The sequence below is a fragment of the Psychrobacillus sp. FSL K6-4615 genome (assembly GCF_038008225.1).
Lineage (GTDB): Bacteria > Bacillota > Bacilli > Bacillales_A > Planococcaceae > Psychrobacillus > Psychrobacillus psychrotolerans.
Window position 1 is genome coordinate 627068 of record NZ_JBBOYQ010000001.1, and the last position, 17566, is coordinate 644633.

Below are 17566 nucleotides of genomic sequence, written 5' to 3' on the forward strand. Positions count from 1 at the left end.
TACTAGAGATGAGGAAATAGATCTATGAATATTCTGTTTGTTTGTACGGGTAATACTTGTCGGAGTCCAATTGCCGAGGCATTATTAAAATCACGAAACATTGATGGGTTGCAGGTTCGATCAGCCGGCATCTATGCTTCGGAGGGCGGACCTATATCTAGGAATAGTCAATTATTATTAGAACAACAAATGATTCCATTTGCGCACTCATCTACTTCTGTAGATGAGAATCTAATCGATTGGGCTGATTTAATCCTAACAATGACGGCCTCTCATAAACATGCAATTATTTTAGGTTTCCCTCATGCAATATCTAAAATTTATATGTACAAAGAGTTTGTGACCCCTGATGATATCAAAGATGTATCAGATCCGTACGGGGGAGATTTGTTTACATATGAAAGTACTTTTCACGAACTACAAGTATTAACAGATGGACTAGTGAACAAACTACAGGGGGAAATGAGATGAAAGAAAAAAAGAAAAAGCACAGTTTTGGACTACAAAAAAAGATTGTGTTATTTGTTACAATTTTAGCGCTGATTACATATACAACAAGTGCTCTATTTATTCGCTTCGTACAACCAATATTGTTTGATGGAGCAACAAATTCTTGGGGATTTGAGGTTGCCACCTATGCACTAGGAATATTCTGGTCCGGTGTTTTAGCCTATTTTTTCAGTGGGTTAATTATCAAGCCTTTATTCAACTTGGAAAAGGTAGCAATTTTAGCTTCAGAGGGAAAAATTGGGATAAATGTAGAAGTGCCGAAATCGAAAGATGAGATCCAGTCGGTAGCGATCGCATTTCAGTCCATGCTAGTAAATTTAAGAGAAATGGTGCAAAGTATTGAAGACAACTTTGATAAAACAAATAGAACGGTTCAACAGCTGTCGGTAGAATCATCTGCTGCTTCAGAACAAGCAGAAGCAATCGCTCATACAATAGCGCAAATCTCACAAGGTGCTGAGCACTCTGCCGTAGCGGTACAAGAAACAGCAGAATCAGTAGAGGATGTACGAGTACTAGCATCAGAAGTTAATTTACGTGCAGAAAAATCTTCCGAACAATCAAATGAAATGATTATAGGTTTATCTCAAACTAGAGAGGTAATTCAATCGTTAGTAAACGGGATCCAAAAAATTGCTACAGGCAGTGAAGCAGCACTTGGAAATGTTCATCAATTAGAAGAGAATGCGGGGAAAGTAGAAAGCATCATTCAATTGGTAGGAGACATTGCGGCACAAACGAATTTACTTGCGTTAAATGCATCTATTGAAGCAGCACGTGCTGGGGAGCATGGTAAAGGATTTGCTGTTGTAGCAGAAGAAGTTCGGAAACTAGCGGATGAAAGTGCTAAAGCCGTCCAAGGTATTTCTAAACTAATTTTAGCAATACAAACAGATGTGCAAACAGTTGTCCATCAGATGACGAACCAAGTCAGCTTTGCGGTTGGAGAGGCTAAACGAGTTTCTGAAACAAATGAAGCAATTGAAGGAATGTCTACGAAAATTCATGAGATGGCCGAATCGGTAGTGGAAATTTCATCATTAGTGGAAAAACAATTAACAAATATAGAAAGTACGGCTCGTCAGTCACAAGAAGTAGCGGCCATTGCTGAAGAAACATCTGCAGGAGCAGAAGAGGTGCGCAGTGCTACGGATGAACAAGCTCGTTCTATAGAACAAATTGAAGCAGTTTCATACGGGCTAAAAGAACAATCAGAAGAGCTATTTAAAGTGATCTCACAATTTGATCGAAAAACTATCTAATTCTGTTATACGTCAAGATTATAAAACACGGACATTATGATATTAAAATTAAAAATAGTTCGTTATTTTAGGGATAATTAATAAAAAAAGATTGATTTATTAAATAAATTTCAGAAATTAATAAAATTAAACATAAAAAACACAACTCATTATGCGTGAGTTGTGTTTTTTTATATAGAAAAATGGTATGATGATATGGAGTAAAAACAGAAAAGAGGGAACGAGTTGAAAATTGCAATTTCTTCCGATCATGGCGGAAATAATCTACGTCAGGAAATAATACAGCTACTTGAAGAATTAGGATTATCTTATGAAGATTTTGGACCGAAAAGTAACGATTCTGTTGACTTTCCGGACTTTGCTATGCCGGTAGCAGAGGGTGTGGCAAGTGGTAATTTCGATCGTGGTATTTTAATCTGTGGTACTGGTATAGGTATGTCAATTGCTGCAAACAAGGTAAAAGGTATTCGCTGTGCATTAGTTCATGATGTTTTTTCTGCGAAGGCTACTAGAAACCACAATGATTCCAACATTATCGCAATGGGGGAACGTGTTATTGGAGCCGGACTTGCAAGAGAAATAGTTTCGACTTGGCTAGCACAAGATTTTGAAGGCGGTCGTCATTTACGTCGTGTAGAAAAAATTACAGAAATAGAAAATGCATAGAAGAAGGGATTCCTGATGGAAGCAAAGAATTTGTGGGTAGAACAAATCGAACAGCTACTTTTAGAAGTGGAGCAGCAAATTGAGTTTCATGAAAATGATTTATTTGTCGTTGGATGTTCGACCTCAGAAATTATTGGTGAGAGAATTGGAACTGCAGGCGGATTAGAAGTAGCCGAGGTTTTATTCACCCCTTTACGAGCATTTGCAAATCGCAACAATATCCATTTGGCTTTCCAAGGATGCGAACACATTAATCGTGCCATTACAATGGAAAGAGCAACTCAATTACATTATAGATTGCCAGAAGTATCGGTAATTCCAGTAGTACGTGCAGGTGGTTCTATGTCTGCATATGCGTACACACATTTTAGTGACCCTGTTGTAGTCGAGCATGTTCAAGCACATGCAGGCATTGATATAGGACAAACCTTGATTGGTATGCAACTTCAACCTGTTGCAGTACCAATTTGCTTGTCCATTAAGAAAATTGGGGAAGCGATCGTTTTGATTGCGAAAACACGTCCTAAGCTAATAGGTGGAGAACGTGCATTTTACGGATGAATTTGGAGGAGGAACGAATAGTGGAGAAAATTTTATCACAAGATCCAGCAGTATATGAGGCAATGTTAGCAGAGAAAAAGCGTCAACAGTCGAATATTGAGTTAATCGCATCAGAGAACTTTGTATCAGAGGCGGTTATGGAAGCACAAGGCTCTGTCCTAACCAATAAATATGCAGAAGGTTACCCTGGTAAACGTTACTATGGTGGCTGTGAGCATGTAGATGTAGTAGAAAATATTGCACGTGATCGTTTGAAAGAAATTTTTGGTGCAGAACATGCCAATGTACAACCACATTCAGGTTCTCAAGCAAATATGGCGGTTTACATGACTGCATTGCAACCAGGTGACAAGATCTTAGGGATGAATTTATCCCATGGTGGGCATTTAACGCATGGTTCTCCTGTCAATTTTAGTGGTATTCAATATAATTTTATCGAGTACGGTGTTAACAAAGAAACGGAGCTAATCGATTATGAAGAAGTTCGTGGAATTGCACTAGAGCACAAGCCGAAAATGATCGTTGCTGGAGCAAGTGCGTACTCACGTACTATTGACTTCGCTAAATTCCGTGAAATTGCAGATGAAGTGGGCGCATACTTATTTGTAGATATGGCACATATTGCAGGTTTAGTTGCTGCTGGCCTTCATCCAAACCCAGTACCCCATGCACATTTCGTAACATCTACAACACATAAAACATTACGTGGACCACGTGGTGGCTTAATCTTAACGACAGAAGAGTTTGCAAAGAAAATTGATAAAACAATTTTCCCAGGAATTCAAGGTGGCCCATTAATGCACGTAATCGCAGCAAAAGCTGTTGCATTTGGCGAAGCGCAAAAACCTGAATTTAAAGAGTATCAAGCACAAGTCATTGCCAATTCAAAAGCATTGGCAGAAAGTTTAACAGAAGAAGGAATCCGTATTGTTTCTGGTGGTTCCGATAATCACGTCATGCTATTAGATGTATCTGCTCTTGGCCTAACGGGTAAAGTAGCGGAACATGTCCTTGATGAAGTTGGAATTACAGTCAACAAAAACACAATTCCATTTGATACGGCAAGTCCGTTCATCACATCCGGTGTCCGCATTGGTACACCAGCTGTGACATCGCGTGGATTTAAAGAAGCAGAGATGAAAGAAATTGCATCTATCATTGCTAAACTATTAAAAAATAATGAGGATGCAGAAGTATTAAAAGAAGCAAAAGAAAGAGTTGCAACTTTAACGAGTAACTTCCCATTATACGAATAACCTAATAAGCATTAAAGCCAGCTACGTAATTATTAGTAGCTGGCTTTAATTTTGAACACAAAAACTCTAGGGTGTACTTCTTTATTTGATTAAAATATAAGAATTTAATAATCAAAAAGTAAAGAGGGTGATGATGAATGTCAATGCAATTTAAAACTGGTTTTATCATCACGAATCCATGTGAAGCAAAAATCCAATTTTCTTTACTAATCCACAGTTCTAATCTTTCTCTATAAGTTATTTACATAAGTTATCGACAGCGAAATGAAAGTGGACAGAAGCTTAATCCAAGGATTCATAATCCGGGTGCTAAAACAATTGTCCAAACGCTAAACTACTCGCTAAAAACCTAAACTTAATCGTGGTGCTGAAGGAATAGAGACTATAGAACAGGTGGAAATATTGAATGATTTAAATTGTCCGGTTGGCTAAGGATTCTATTTTTTCAAACCTATGCCCTTAAATCAAATAGACGCAATATTAAAAACGTAGGATTACTGTTTGTATCCCGTGTTTTTTGTTATAATTAGTAGAATTTAAATAAAATAAAAGGAGATGCTGCTAGTATGCCGAAAGTATTTGTATTTGACCACCCTCTTATTCAACACAAACTTACATATATTCGCGATGTAAAAACAGGCACAAAAGAGTTTCGTGAATTAGTGGATGAAGTAGCTACACTTATGGCGTTTGAAATTACGCGTGAAATGCCATTGGAGGAAACAGAAGTAGAAACTCCAGTTCAACTAACAAAATCTAAAATTCTTGCAGGAAAAAAATTAGGAATAGTTCCTATTTTACGTGCTGGAATTGGAATGGTTGATGGAATTCTAAAGTTAATACCTGCTGCAAAAGTAGGGCATATCGGACTTTACCGCGACCCACAAACATTGAAGCCGGTTGAATATTACGTAAAATTACCTGCAGATGTTGCAGAACGTGATTTTATATTAGTAGATCCTATGTTAGCTACAGGTGGTTCAGCGATTGAAGCGGTAAACTCACTGAAATCACGTGGAGCGACAAGCATTAAGTTCATGTGTTTAATCGCAGCACCTGAAGGAGTAGAGGCTCTTCAACAGGCACATCCGGACGTAGACATTTATATTGCTGCTTTGGATGAAAAGTTAAATGATCATGGATATATTGTTCCTGGATTAGGTGATGCTGGAGACCGGTTGTTTGGCACAAAATAATAATTTCATAATTAATAACAATAAAAGTTTATTGTAGATTCTAAATTTGTCAATAAAATGTCGGAAAGTATCACTGTCTTAAGTTTTTCACTATAAGCAATTGACATCATTTTGCCCCTATTGTATGCTTACAAAGGATAATCATGATAGGGGTTTCATGCTTGAAACACTTGTAAGGTTAACTTTCTACTAGATTCACAGTTTTTACTTAATAAGGAAAAAATGTGAGGATTCTTTTTACGTCGTAACTGACGTCCTTTTAAAGGGGAAGCGTTATATTTCTGCGATTCTCTCACAGCTTAACGGTTCAACTCCTTCATAGGGATATGAATGGACGAAATATTAGAACCACTCCAGTATTATCAGTACTTACCCTTTTGTTTACTCTACAGTAGCATGTTTGGGGTAATTACGACCATTCGAAAATATGATTCAGGAGATTAAAGATCAATGCTAGAAATGCAACGTATATTTACGCGGCAAAAAAAGTACATATATTTTTTGCTCGCAGCTTGTGCGCTAGGTTGGGGTTTTACACCTTATTCGACAATTTTTGCAGGCTTGGCACTTGGTTCTTTATTTGGTCTGTATAATTTCTGGATTCTAGTCCGTAGAATGGAGAAATTTGATCGTGTGCTTGAAAGTGGAAAAGGACGAGCAGGTTTAGGTACAACATTCAGATTTGCGTCCGGTGTTGCAGCTGTAGCAATTGCAATTGCTCTTCCAGAGTACTTCCATCTTATCGGTACAGTTATCGGATTAATGATTCCCTATGTTCTGCTAGTAGTAGAACGTATTATGTTTCATGTAAAAAATCAGCAATGAGAATGTGAAAGAGAGGTGAATTAATCGTGGAACATGCAAATCCCACATTTGAACTTTTTGGGATGTACGGTAACTGGTCAAACATTTTAATGCTTGCGGTTACAACACTCATCGTATTTTTAATCGCATTTATTGCGACAAGAAATCTAAAGATGAAGCCAACAGGTATGCAAAACTTCATGGAGTGGATAATGGACTTCGTGAAAGGGATCATTAAAAGTAACTTCGACTGGCAAACAGGCGGACGATTCCATGTTCTTGGAATAACTTTTCTTATGTTTATCGCAGTAGCTAACGTACTAGGTCTTCCATTCTCGATATCATATGATGGAGTTCTTTGGTGGAAATCCCCAACTGCGGATCCGACAATTACCATGACACTTGCAGTGATGGTTATCATTTTAACGCACTATTACGGAATAAAGGCAAAAGGTATGAAGGGCTATGCAGTAGATACATACTTAAAGCCAATGCCGTTCTTATTCCCATTAAAAATTATCGAGGAATTCGCAAATACGTTGACACTTGGTCTACGTCTTTACGGTAATATCTATGCAGGTGAGGTTCTTTTAGGACTAATCGCAGGTTTAGCAACGTCCTCAGTATTTGGCTTTGTTGGAGCAATTATTCCAGCAATGGCATGGCAAGGATTCTCCCTATTTATAGGCGGTATCCAAGCATTCATTTTCGTTATGTTAACAATGGTTTATATGTCACATAAAGTGTCAGCAGACCATTAATATAACTGTTTAGATTCTTAAACAGAAAAAATAAAAACAACATTCCAAGGAGGAAATAAACAATGACAGGTTCAGTAGGATTATTAGCAGCAGCTATAGCAATCGGTTTAGGTGCACTTGGTGCAGGTATTGGTAACGGATTAATCGTTTCAAAAACAGTAGAAGGTATCGCTCGTCAACCAGAAGCACGTGGAGCTTTACAAACAGTTATGTTCATCGGGGTAGCATTAGTTGAGGCGATTCCAATTATCGCAGCAGTTATCGCTTTCATCGTATTAAACCAATAGTATTTATCGAAAAGCAGCAGGCACTATCTAGTGCCTGGAGCTAGACATACTACTTTTAAAAAATCTATGATGGCGGGTTTTACATCCGCCATTCTCTTTATGAATAACACAACATATGAACTAGAAAACAATGATTACTATTAAATAATAGAAGCAAGATCTCTTAATAGCGTTTGAAAGGAGTGAAACAATCGTGTCTTTTGATTACCTTGTACTTGGTGCTAGTGGCCATGATGGGTTGAATATTTGGGATATTTTAGCTACATTATTCTTCTTCATCTTACTTATGGCTCTATTGAAGAAAGTAGCTTGGGGTCCACTTATGGGGATTATGACTCAACGTGAAGAGTTAATCGCAAGTGAAATCGCAGCAGCTGAAAATAGCCGCGGGGAATCTCAGCGTTTACTTGAAGAACAACGTGACTTACTTAAAGAAGCACGTACGGAAGCATTAGCGATTGTAGAAAATGCGAAAAAGCAAGGCGATGCATCTCGTGAGGAAATTATCACAACTGCTCGTTCTGAAGCTATCCGTTTGAAAGAATCTGCTATCCGTGAAATTGATACAGAAAAAGAAAGAGCGATTGCAGCGGTACGAGAAGAAGTAGTTTCACTTTCAGTACTTGCAGCGTCGAAAGTTCTTGAAAAAGAAGTTTCGGAAGAAGATAATCGTGCGCTAATCGAGGCAACGATTGCGAAGGCAGGCGAAGTTAAGTGAGTAATTCAACTGTAGCTAAGCGTTATGCAATCTCTTTGTTCGAGCTAGCAACACAAAAAAATGTAGTACAAGCAGTCGAAAATGATTTACGTGAACTTAAAGTTGTTTGGAATGGCAACAAAGATGTGAAAACTTTATTTACGTCTCCAAAGTTATCTCTAGACAAGAAAAAAGAGTTAATTCGTCAAATCTTTACAAATGCGAACCCTATTGTTATTAATACACTTTTAGTGTTAATTGATAAGAAAAGATTAGCAGAAGTATCCGACATTATTTCTGAATTTATGATTCTTTCGAATGAAGCACAAGGTGTTGCGGAAGCGAAAGTATATACTACACGTGCACTTACAGAAGAAGAACGTGCAAACGTATCTACTGCATTTGCTAAAAATGTAGGTAAACAATCTTTAAATATTCAAAACATCGTAGATCCATCTATTATTGGTGGTATACGTGTTCAAATCGGAAACCGCATTTACGATAGCACTCTAAGCACAAAATTAGATCGCTTAAAACGTAACTTGATCGGTTAATATTATGAATTATGAGAGGTGACATACATGAGCATCAAAGCTGAAGAAATCAGTGTCTTGATTAAGCAGCAGATTGAGAATTACGAATCTGAGATGAAAGTTAGCGACGTAGGTACGGTTATCACGATTGGTGACGGTATCGCTCGTGCTCATGGCCTCGACAATGTCATGGCTGGAGAACTTTTAGAGTTCTCAACTGGTGTTTTAGGTATGGCACAAAACTTGGAAGCCAACAATGTTGGTATCGTTATCCTTGGACCATACACTGACATCAAAGAAGGCGATGAAGTACGTCGAACAGGCCGTATTATGGAAGTTCCAGTTGGTAAAGAATTGATTGGTCGCGTTGTAAATCCACTTGGCCAACCAGTTGATGGACTAGGTCCTATCGCAACTACAAAATCACGTCCAATTGAAAGTCCTGCACAAGGGGTTATGGCACGTAAATCTGTACATGAGCCGCTTCAAACAGGTATCAAAGCGATTGATGCACTTGTACCAATCGGACGTGGACAACGTGAGTTAATCATTGGTGACCGTCAAACAGGTAAAACATCTGTTGCAATCGATGCAATCCTAAACCAAGCAGACCAAGATATGATTTGTATCTATGTGGCTATTGGACAAAAGGAATCGACTGTACGTAACGTAGTAGAAACACTTCGTAAAAACGGTGCTTTAGAATACACTATCGTTGTAACTGCATCTGCATCACAACCTTCACCATTACTATACTTAGCTCCTTATGCTGGTGTAACTATGGCAGAAGAATTTATGTTCGATGGTAAGCACGTATTAATCGTTTATGATGATTTATCTAAACAAGCTGCTGCATACCGTGAACTTTCATTACTTCTTCGTCGTCCTCCAGGCCGTGAAGCGTATCCAGGGGATGTATTCTACTTACACAGCCGTCTTTTAGAACGTGCTGCGAAGTTAAATGAAACACTTGGTTCAGGTTCAATTACTGCATTACCATTTGTTGAAACACAAGCTGGAGATATCTCTGCTTATATTCCAACAAACGTAATTTCTATTACAGATGGTCAAATCTTCTTACAATCTGATTTATTCTTCTCGGGTGTACGTCCAGCGATTAATGCCGGATTATCTGTATCTCGTGTAGGTGGATCAGCACAAATTAAGGCAATGAAAAAAGTTGCGGGAACTCTACGTCTTGACTTAGCAGCATTCCGTGAGCTAGAAGCATTCTCTCAATTTGGATCAGATCTTGACTCTGCAACTCAAGCAAAACTTAACCGTGGTGTGCGTACAGTAGAAGTATTAAAACAAGACTTGAATAGCCCGATTAAAGTGGAAAAACAAGTTATGATTTTATATGCTCTAACACGTGGCCATTTAGATGATATTCCAGTAAAAGATATTACTCGTTTTGAAGCGGAACTTGGAACTTGGTTAGATTCAAACCACACAAACGTTTTAGATCATATTCGCACGACAAAAGACCTTCCATCAGATGAAGATATGAACAATGCAATTTCTGCATTCAAAAAAACTTTCGCTAAATCTGAATAATTTCTTTGTCTAAGTGAAAAAAACAAAAAGGTGGTGAAATACCAGTGGCATCATTACGCGACATAAAAAGTAAAATTACATCTACAAAGAAAACAAGTCAGATAACAAAAGCTATGCAAATGGTTTCTGCTTCTAAATTGAACCGTGCGGAGGAAAATGCGAAAGCATATGTTCCTTACATGTCGAAAATTCAAGAAGTAGTTGGAGCAATTGCATCAGGTACTAGTGATAGTGGACATCCAATGTTAACTTCCCGCCCTGTTAAAAAGACTGCATATCTTGTCATAACTGCTGATCGTGGATTGGCCGGAGCATATAACAGTAATGTTATTCGTGCTGTAGCTAATGCCATAGCAGAAAGACATTCTTCGAATGAAGAGTATGTAATCTTTGCAATTGGTCGTATGGGACGTGACTTCTTCCTAAAACGTGGTTCAAACGTAATTGGGGAAGTTGTCGGCTTACCAGACCAACCTGCTTTTGCTGATATTAAAGAAGTTGCTCGCAAAGCTGTTGGTATGTTCACGGATGGTACATATGATGAACTTTATATGTACTATAACCACTTTGTCAGTGCCATCTCTAGTGAAGTAACAGAGAAAAAGGTACTGCCACTTACGGATATTGCAGTAGAAACAGGCGCAACTGCTTCTTATGAATTTGAGCCTTCACCTGAAGCAATTCTAGAAGTATTACTTCCACAATATGCGGAAAGCCTGATTTTCGGTGCATTACTCGATGGTAAAGCCAGTGAGCATGCTTCTCGTATGTCTGCGATGAAATCCGCGACAGACAATGCAGCTGATATGATCAGCAGTTTAACATTAGTATATAACCGTGCACGTCAAGCAGCGATTACGCAAGAAATTACGGAAATCGTCGGCGGAGCTTCGGCTTTAGAATAGTTTAAGATAGAAAGTAAGACAGGAGGGAACAGTAGTGAACAAAGGACAAGTACTACAAGTAATGGGTCCAGTTGTCGACGTTAAGTTTGACAATGGCCATTTACCAGCTATCTATAATGCACTAACTGTAGCGATTGAACGTCCAAACCAAGCGCCTACAACTTTAACATTAGAAGTAGCGTTACACTTAGGAGATGACTCTGTTCGTACTATTGCAATGTCATCTACGGACGGCCTTAAGCGTGGTACAGAGGTATTCGATGCTGGTGCAGCAATTTCTGTTCCAGTTGGTAATATTACATTAGGACGTGTATTCAACGTGCTTGGTGAGGTTATTGACTTAGGAGAAGAAATTCCAGTGGAAGATCGTCGTGATCCAATCCACCGTCAAGCGCCAACATTTGAAAACCTTTCAACAGAAGTTGAAATTCTTGAAACAGGTATCAAAGTAGTAGATCTACTAGCTCCTTATATTAAAGGTGGTAAAATCGGTCTATTCGGTGGTGCCGGAGTAGGTAAAACTGTTCTTATTCAAGAACTTATTAATAATATTGCTCAAGAGCATGGCGGTATTTCTGTATTCGCTGGTGTTGGAGAGCGTACGCGTGAAGGAAATGACTTATTCCACGAGATGAGCGATTCAGGCGTTATTAAGAAAACAGCAATGGTATTCGGTCAAATGAATGAGCCACCTGGCGCACGTATGCGTGTTGCCTTAACTGGTCTTACAATGGCAGAATATTTCCGTGATGAACAAGGTGCAGACGTACTTCTTTTCATCGATAATATCTTCCGTTTCACGCAAGCAGGTTCTGAGGTTTCAGCACTATTAGGTCGTATGCCTTCTGCAGCTGGTTACCAACCAACACTTGCAACTGAAATGGGTCAATTACAAGAGCGTATCACGTCAACAAATACTGGTTCAGTTACATCTATCCAAGCGATTTATGTACCAGCCGATGACTATACGGATCCAGCTCCTGCAACAACTTTCGCTCACTTAGATGCGACTACAAACTTAGAACGTAAATTATCTGAGATGGGTATTTACCCAGCGGTAGATCCTTTAGCTTCTTCTTCACGTGCGCTTTCTCCGGAAGTCGTAGGTCCAGAGCATTATGAAGTAGCACGTCAAGTGCAATATACTTTACAACGCTATAGAGAGCTTCAAGACATTATCGCAATCTTAGGTATGGATGAATTAGGTGATGAAGACAAGCAAGTAGTTAACCGTGCTCGTCGTATTCAGTTCTACCTATCTCAAAACTTCCATGTTGCAGAACAATTTACAGGTCAAAAAGGTTCATACGTTCCAGTTAAAGAAACTGTTGAAGGATTCAAACAAATTCTTGAAGGAAAATATGATCATTTACCAGAAGATGCATTCCGTTTAGTTGGACGCATTGAAGAAGTTATAGAAAAAGCGAAAAGCATGGGCGTAGAAGTATAATAAATCGGACCAGGAGGTAAAAATATGAAGACACTTACAGTCAATATTGTCACTCCCGACGGCCCGGTATACGATTCTGAAGTAGACATGATTATCGCAAAAACAGCATCTGGTGAAATCGGTATTTTACCTGGCCATATTCCAATGGTTGCACCACTTGTAGTAGGTGCAATAAAATTGAAAAAAGAGGCAAAAACAGAGTACGTAGCAGTAAGCAGTGGATTTGTAGAAGTTCGACCTGAAAAGGTATCGATCTTAGCAACATCTGCTGAGGTTGCTTCAAGTATCGATTTAGCTCGTGCTAAAGAAGCGATGAAACGTGCAGAAGAACGTATTCAAAGTAAACAAGACTCGGTCGATCATAGCCGTGCTGAGCTTGCATTGAAACGTGCGATGAATCGTATCAACGTTCATGAGGGTAATTTTTAAGTTTATTTCTTTATGGAATAACTTTAAAGTCTCTGGCGGTAGCCACAGATTATATTTATCTTGCTAAAGTAGCTCGATGAAAGATTGTTAGCTTACACTTGTAGGCTAACAACTCTATATAATTGTGATCTAATAGCCTAGGCGTATTTGATTTAAAATAAAGCGGGCAGAATTCTTTCTGTCTGTTTTTTTTTACTATTGCCTAAAATAGGAGGAATATAAATGGGATTATTAAGTAGTGAACAAGCACTAATCGCAATACTTGCTAATGTCTTTTTTATTGGAATATCTTTCTATGCGTTACAGGCATTAATGATGGACAAGATAATAAAGAAAAATCGTGTGTTTCAAGCACAATTATTTTATATTTTAGCAAGTATTATGATTGGCTCCATCGTCGCAAATTTTTTCTTGAATCTGACAAATTGGTCAAACCAGCTTCCATTTTTGTTTAACTAAACAGATCCTATATGCTCATGCAAATTATGGGAAAGTTTGTATGAGCATGTAGAATCTGCACGTATTTCCTGGGAAATTTTTTTTTGAGATAGGTTTACTAGCCTACCCTATGGGTATTTTAAAATTATCTACACGAAATGGCTGGGTAATACGTATAATAGAACAAGAAAAATAATCGAAAAGCTCAAAAATAGTGTTTTAGATGCTTGTATGTAGTCGAATTACGTTGTATGATGAATATTGTTTTGAATACCTAAAAAATGACATCATACGTATTCTTTTATATAAAGCAAATGGATAATGAACGCGGAGGGAAAGTAGTGGACAAAATTGTTGTTAAAGGCGGCCAAACGTTAAACGGGAAGGTACGAGTAGAAGGTGCAAAGAATGCTGTACTACCAGTACTAGCTGCAGCTCTACTAGCTACTAAAGGCAAAAATGTTATTAAAGATGTACCGACACTTGCAGATGTTTTGACTATTAATGAAGTTCTGAAAAGTTTAAATACAGAAGTAATTTATAATCCTGAAAAAAATGAAGTAATAATTGATTCTCAAGAAAAGTTATCTAGTGAAGCCCAATTCGAGTATGTACGTAAAATGCGCGCATCTATACTTGTTATGGGTCCAATTTTAGCGCGAAATGGTTTTGCTCGTGTAGCTCTTCCAGGAGGTTGTGCAATTGGATCACGTCCGATTGATCAGCATTTAAAAGGTTTTGAAGCAATGGGTGCTGTAATTTCCTTTGGACATGGTTTTGTTGAAGCAACTACTAAGGGACGCCTACAAGGTGCTAAAATTTATTTAGATGTTCCAAGCGTAGGTGCTACTGAAAATATTATGACAGCTGCAGCATTAGCAGAAGGTACAACAATTATCGAAAATGCTGCTAAAGAACCGGAAATTGTCGATTTAGCTAACTTTATCAATGAGATGGGCGGTTCGGTAAAAGGTGCAGGAACCGACACTATTCGAATTGAAGGAGTAGAAGAATTACACGGCACAGAGCACCATATTATTCCGGATCGAATTGAAGCTGGAACATTTATGGTAGCTGCAGCTATTACAAAAGGTAATGTCCTTATTGAAAATGCAGTACCTGAACATATGACAGCACTTATATCTAAAATGCAAGAAATGGGCATTGAAATTACCGAAGAGGACCATGGTCTTCGTGTAAGTTCTGGAGGAGATCTTAAGTCAGTTGACATCAAAACGATGCCACATCCTGGTTTCCCAACAGATATGCAATCTCAAATGATGGCATTAATGATGACTGCTCACGGAACTGGCATCATTACAGAAACCGTATTCGAAAATCGTTTCATGCATGTGGAAGAGTTCCGCAGAATGAATGGTAACATGAAGATCGAAGGCCGTTCTGTAATAATGGAATCCCCATCTGACCTACAAGGCGCAGAAGTTGCAGCAACCGACCTTAGAGCGGCAGCAGCACTTATTATTGCAGGATTAGTGGCTGAAGGAATTACACGCGTTACAGAGCTGTATCACCTCGATAGAGGATATGTCGATTTTGATAAAAAATTAGCGGCATTAGGTGCAGATATCGAACGCATCGGTAGCGAATCCTCAGAGAAAGCAGTACAATTAGTATAATACTATATGAAAAGCACTTTACATTTATACATGTTAAGTGCTTTTTTAGTGTCAAAAAATTATAGTTTCGTGAGTAAATGATCAATCAGCATGGGTGACCATGTCTTCCGCCAGTATGTGGACCCAGACCCAGCGAGCTCTCACCGATGTCTGCGAGTAAGCGAATAAATGTCTTATCCAAAGGTCAGAGAGATTAAAACTAATCTCCGCATCGATAAATCTAGGTTTGCTATATGCGAGAATCATCTTCAGAGCAAGTATATTTTTGTAAAACTTAACATCCTCTTATATAGATTATCTTCTAATCTAATCATCAGTCTCTTAATATGTGCATATAGTAACTCTATGAAACAAAACATACTCTTTATAATCCTATGCATAGCCCTCCTGTTTTTGCCGTTTTTATTAATAAAAGAAAAACCACAAGAAGAAACGGTACCATCGCCAACATCGGAACTCGAAATTGCTTGTCCAATACTAATCGAAGTGAAAGGGGTTAAGGAGAAGATTCCTTTAGAAACTTATGTTCTTGGTGTAGTGGCAGCTGAAATGCCTGTTACATTTCATGAAGAGGCATTAAAAGCGCAGTCTATAGCAGCAAGGACATATGTATTAAGAGATACGAAATATGGTCAAAAACCAATAGACAAAACAGTTTTAAAGCAAGTGTACGTTAGTGAGGAAGATCGGAAGAAAAAGTGGGGGGAGTCCTTCCAACAATATGAGGACAAACTTAAAAAGGTCATCGCTGCGACAGAAGGAGAAATTATTGTCTATAAAGACCAACTAATAACAGCGATGTTCTTCTCTTCAAGCAACGGTCAAACAGAAAGTGCGGAAAATTATAGCGGTAATTCTATTCCCTACTTAGTCTCTGTTCCGAGTGAATCGGAGGAACTATATGCTCTAAATAGAACAAAGCAATTTGAATTTACCCATGGAGAATGGTCAAAAGCTTTTAATATGAAATGGACAGTAAACATACCTAAAACTTTTAAAATGACAAAAACTGATACGGACCGAGTAGAATCTGTTCAGATGAATGGTAAGACATGGACAGGCCGTGAAGTTCGAACACTTTTAGGACTACCCTCTACTGACTTCACCGTAACTTTTCAGTCTGATAAAGTAATAGTTAACACGGTTGGATATGGACACGGCGTGGGGATGAGTCAGTACGGTGCGGAAGTGCTTGCAAACGATTCTGTATTGGCAACCGACATTTTACTTCATTATTACAAAGGTACAGAAATAAAAAAATTCTCACCATGTTTAAAATCTCCTTGATTTGCAAACAATGCAAATAGAGGTGATGAAAATGAGAGAAGAACAAAAGAACAATACTTCTCAGAAGAAGAACAATAATACCCCGAAAAAGCCATGGTTTTGGCCGCTGATTTATGCAGGTTTTTCGGTAGCTTTTGTAGGTATGATTTGGGGCTATAATGTGTACGTCAGCGATGATTCTGTAAAGGACTCAGAATGGACAGATGCTAGTAAGGATCCCAACTCAGTAACGATTGAAACAAATGCCCAAGCAGAATCGATGAAATACCCTTTTAAAGAGACTCTGCTAGATAACGTGGAAATCGTACAGCATTTTTACGATATGGAAGCGGATGAGTCGACCCGAGAAAAGTCTATACTCGTATTCGATCATAGTTATGTTATGAATACAGGCGTATCTCTAACTATGAATAGTGAACCGTTTGAAGTAGTTGCAGCTATGAGTGGAAAAGTAGAAGCAGTCAATTTAGATCCATTTGTTGGGGATGAAATCGTCTTGTCACATGCAAATGGTATGGTAACCAAATATCGCTCAGTCACTGGTATTCTAGTAAAAGTCGGAGACGTGGTTGAACAAGGAGACTCACTTGCAACGGCTACAGAGAATGAATGGAACCCAACAGCTGGAGTTCATTTACAATTTGAAGTACTGCAAGATGGTGTTTTAGTAAATCCAGAGACCTTGCTAGCATTTTAATTCATAATAACTAAAGCGTATGCATAAATTGATGGAAAGTGTTCCTTTACTAACGAAAGGAAGAGTTAGTGCACGAAACGATTCGTCATAGATGCATACGTTTAGGTGAAATGGTCATTGAGACTAAAAAAACTGTCCGTGCAATCGCAAGCACAACCGGTCATTCCAAAAGCACTGTGCACAAGGATTTGACGGAAAGACTCCACTTAGTAGATCCGCAATTGGCAAAAGAAGTAAAAGAAATTTTAGCGTATCATAAATCTGTCAGGCATTTACGAGGTGGAGAAGCGACGAAAAGAAAGTGGAAAACTAGAAAAGAAGATAGAAGAGGTCGTGATTAGTAACTGATCACGGCTTTTTCTTATTGTTTCTTAATAGATTCAATTAATAAAAGCTTGCTAAATAACAAAATGAAAAGTTGGGTTCAGTTCCAGTTGCGCTCTTTCCGCATGGGAAGCTAGGTGAGATTTCATCTGTTTCACTCATTCTGCTTCAGCCACAGTGCTCGTCCACTCCTCTCCATAAAGTCAATTCTTTAACTTTATTCTGTCCAAACTCTTATAAAATTAACTCATCTGGAAATAAATCTATAGTTGCACATCATAGTAGTTATTTAGACACAAGTTTCATGCC

Annotated in this window: 20 protein-coding genes; all 20 read left to right on the forward strand. The window is 38.4% G+C overall.

Going from position 1 to position 17566, the window contains the following annotated elements:
• Nucleotides 1-24: 24 nt before the first annotated feature.
• Nucleotides 25-471, forward strand: coding sequence for a low molecular weight protein arginine phosphatase (locus MKX53_RS03070; protein WP_340908963.1), 447 nt, complete (start codon nucleotides 25-27; stop codon nucleotides 469-471).
• Nucleotides 468-1772, forward strand: coding sequence for a methyl-accepting chemotaxis protein (locus MKX53_RS03075; protein WP_340761478.1), 1305 nt, complete (start codon nucleotides 468-470; stop codon nucleotides 1770-1772). The genes MKX53_RS03070 and MKX53_RS03075 overlap by 4 nt, the downstream gene beginning before the upstream one ends.
• A gap of 225 nt (nucleotides 1773-1997) precedes the next feature.
• The gene (gene rpiB, locus MKX53_RS03080) at nucleotides 1998-2438 is read left to right on the forward strand and encodes a ribose 5-phosphate isomerase B (RefSeq protein WP_093538720.1); all 441 of its coding nucleotides are present in this window, start codon (nucleotides 1998-2000) and stop codon (nucleotides 2436-2438) included.
• A 15-nt stretch (nucleotides 2439-2453) separates the two neighbouring features.
• Nucleotides 2454-2999, forward strand: a complete 546-nt coding sequence (locus tag MKX53_RS03085) for a TIGR01440 family protein (protein ID WP_340908965.1) — start codon at nucleotides 2454-2456, stop codon at nucleotides 2997-2999.
• The gene (glyA, locus tag MKX53_RS03090; RefSeq protein ID WP_281249768.1) at nucleotides 2996-4255 is read left to right on the forward strand and encodes a serine hydroxymethyltransferase; all 1260 of its coding nucleotides are present in this window, start codon (nucleotides 2996-2998) and stop codon (nucleotides 4253-4255) included. Before MKX53_RS03085 ends, glyA begins: the two co-directional genes overlap by 4 nt.
• A gap of 566 nt (nucleotides 4256-4821) precedes the next feature.
• Nucleotides 4822-5451 (forward strand): uracil phosphoribosyltransferase, encoded by a 630-nt coding sequence (gene upp, locus MKX53_RS03095; protein WP_093538717.1) that lies wholly within the window; start codon nucleotides 4822-4824, stop codon nucleotides 5449-5451.
• A gap of 450 nt (nucleotides 5452-5901) precedes the next feature.
• The gene (locus tag MKX53_RS03100; protein WP_093538716.1) at nucleotides 5902-6276 is read left to right on the forward strand and encodes an ATP synthase subunit I; all 375 of its coding nucleotides are present in this window, start codon (nucleotides 5902-5904) and stop codon (nucleotides 6274-6276) included.
• Between the two features lie 26 nt (nucleotides 6277-6302).
• Nucleotides 6303-7016 (forward strand): F0F1 ATP synthase subunit A, encoded by a 714-nt coding sequence (atpB, locus tag MKX53_RS03105; RefSeq protein ID WP_093538715.1) that lies wholly within the window; start codon nucleotides 6303-6305, stop codon nucleotides 7014-7016.
• Nucleotides 7017-7078: 62 nt separating this feature from the next.
• The gene (atpE, locus tag MKX53_RS03110) at nucleotides 7079-7303 is read left to right on the forward strand and encodes a F0F1 ATP synthase subunit C (protein ID WP_093538714.1); all 225 of its coding nucleotides are present in this window, start codon (nucleotides 7079-7081) and stop codon (nucleotides 7301-7303) included.
• Nucleotides 7304-7496: 193 nt separating this feature from the next.
• Nucleotides 7497-8021, forward strand: a complete 525-nt coding sequence (gene atpF / locus MKX53_RS03115; RefSeq protein WP_093538713.1) for a F0F1 ATP synthase subunit B — start codon at nucleotides 7497-7499, stop codon at nucleotides 8019-8021.
• Entirely contained in the window at nucleotides 8018-8554 is a 537-nt protein-coding gene (locus tag MKX53_RS03120) for a F0F1 ATP synthase subunit delta (protein ID WP_093538712.1), read from the forward strand. Before atpF ends, MKX53_RS03120 begins: the two co-directional genes overlap by 4 nt.
• Nucleotides 8555-8581: 27 nt before the next feature.
• Nucleotides 8582-10090 carry a F0F1 ATP synthase subunit alpha gene (gene atpA, locus MKX53_RS03125; protein ID WP_093538711.1) on the forward strand — a complete coding sequence of 503 codons (1509 nt, stop codon included), beginning with the start codon at nucleotides 8582-8584 and terminating at the stop codon, nucleotides 10088-10090.
• A 44-nt stretch (nucleotides 10091-10134) separates the two neighbouring features.
• The gene (locus tag MKX53_RS03130; RefSeq protein WP_340768244.1) at nucleotides 10135-10995 is read left to right on the forward strand and encodes a F0F1 ATP synthase subunit gamma; all 861 of its coding nucleotides are present in this window, start codon (nucleotides 10135-10137) and stop codon (nucleotides 10993-10995) included.
• 34 nt (nucleotides 10996-11029) lie between these two features.
• Entirely contained in the window at nucleotides 11030-12445 is a 1416-nt protein-coding gene (gene atpD, locus MKX53_RS03135; RefSeq protein WP_093538709.1) for a F0F1 ATP synthase subunit beta, read from the forward strand.
• Between the two features lie 24 nt (nucleotides 12446-12469).
• Nucleotides 12470-12874, forward strand: coding sequence for a F0F1 ATP synthase subunit epsilon (locus tag MKX53_RS03140; protein ID WP_093538708.1), 405 nt, complete (start codon nucleotides 12470-12472; stop codon nucleotides 12872-12874).
• A gap of 222 nt (nucleotides 12875-13096) precedes the next feature.
• Complete coding sequence (locus tag MKX53_RS03145; RefSeq protein WP_340908967.1) at nucleotides 13097-13333, forward strand: DUF1146 family protein; 237 nt, start codon at nucleotides 13097-13099, stop codon at nucleotides 13331-13333.
• A 320-nt stretch (nucleotides 13334-13653) separates the two neighbouring features.
• Nucleotides 13654-14949: a UDP-N-acetylglucosamine 1-carboxyvinyltransferase gene (gene murA / locus MKX53_RS03150; protein WP_093538706.1), complete on the forward strand. Its 1296-nt coding sequence runs from the start codon at nucleotides 13654-13656 to the stop codon at nucleotides 14947-14949.
• A 345-nt stretch (nucleotides 14950-15294) separates the two neighbouring features.
• A complete protein-coding gene (spoIID, locus tag MKX53_RS03155) occupies nucleotides 15295-16236 on the forward strand; it encodes a stage II sporulation protein D (RefSeq protein ID WP_340908969.1) in 942 nt (313 codons plus the stop codon).
• Between the two features lie 31 nt (nucleotides 16237-16267).
• Nucleotides 16268-16933, forward strand: a complete 666-nt coding sequence (locus MKX53_RS03160) for a M23 family metallopeptidase (protein WP_093538705.1) — start codon at nucleotides 16268-16270, stop codon at nucleotides 16931-16933.
• A gap of 68 nt (nucleotides 16934-17001) precedes the next feature.
• On the forward strand, nucleotides 17002-17274 hold the full coding sequence (locus MKX53_RS03165) for a sporulation transcriptional regulator SpoIIID (RefSeq protein ID WP_340908971.1): 273 nt from the start codon (nucleotides 17002-17004) through the stop codon (nucleotides 17272-17274).
• The last annotated feature ends 292 nt before the right edge of the window (nucleotides 17275-17566 follow it).

Excerpts from the sequence above, each read along its gene's own strand:
- MKX53_RS03070 (WP_340908963.1), top strand. The coding sequence starts at position 25 with ATGAATATTCTGTTTGTTTGTACGGGTAATACTTGTCGGAGTCCAATT.
- MKX53_RS03075 (WP_340761478.1), top strand. The coding sequence starts at position 468 with ATGAAAGAAAAAAAGAAAAAGCACAGTTTTGGACTACAAAAAAAGATT.
- MKX53_RS03085 (WP_340908965.1), top strand. The coding sequence starts at position 2,454 with ATGGAAGCAAAGAATTTGTGGGTAGAACAAATCGAACAGCTACTTTTA.
- glyA (WP_281249768.1), top strand. The coding sequence starts at position 2,996 with ATGAATTTGGAGGAGGAACGAATAGTGGAGAAAATTTTATCACAAGAT.
- upp (WP_093538717.1), top strand. The coding sequence starts at position 4,822 with ATGCCGAAAGTATTTGTATTTGACCACCCTCTTATTCAACACAAACTT.
- MKX53_RS03100 (WP_093538716.1), top strand. The coding sequence starts at position 5,902 with ATGCTAGAAATGCAACGTATATTTACGCGGCAAAAAAAGTACATATAT.
- atpE (WP_093538714.1), top strand. The coding sequence starts at position 7,079 with ATGACAGGTTCAGTAGGATTATTAGCAGCAGCTATAGCAATCGGTTTA.
- atpA (WP_093538711.1), top strand. The coding sequence starts at position 8,582 with ATGAGCATCAAAGCTGAAGAAATCAGTGTCTTGATTAAGCAGCAGATT.
- MKX53_RS03140 (WP_093538708.1), top strand. The coding sequence starts at position 12,470 with ATGAAGACACTTACAGTCAATATTGTCACTCCCGACGGCCCGGTATAC.
- MKX53_RS03145 (WP_340908967.1), top strand. The coding sequence starts at position 13,097 with ATGGGATTATTAAGTAGTGAACAAGCACTAATCGCAATACTTGCTAAT.
- spoIID (WP_340908969.1), top strand. The coding sequence starts at position 15,295 with ATGAAACAAAACATACTCTTTATAATCCTATGCATAGCCCTCCTGTTT.
- MKX53_RS03160 (WP_093538705.1), top strand. The coding sequence starts at position 16,268 with ATGAGAGAAGAACAAAAGAACAATACTTCTCAGAAGAAGAACAATAAT.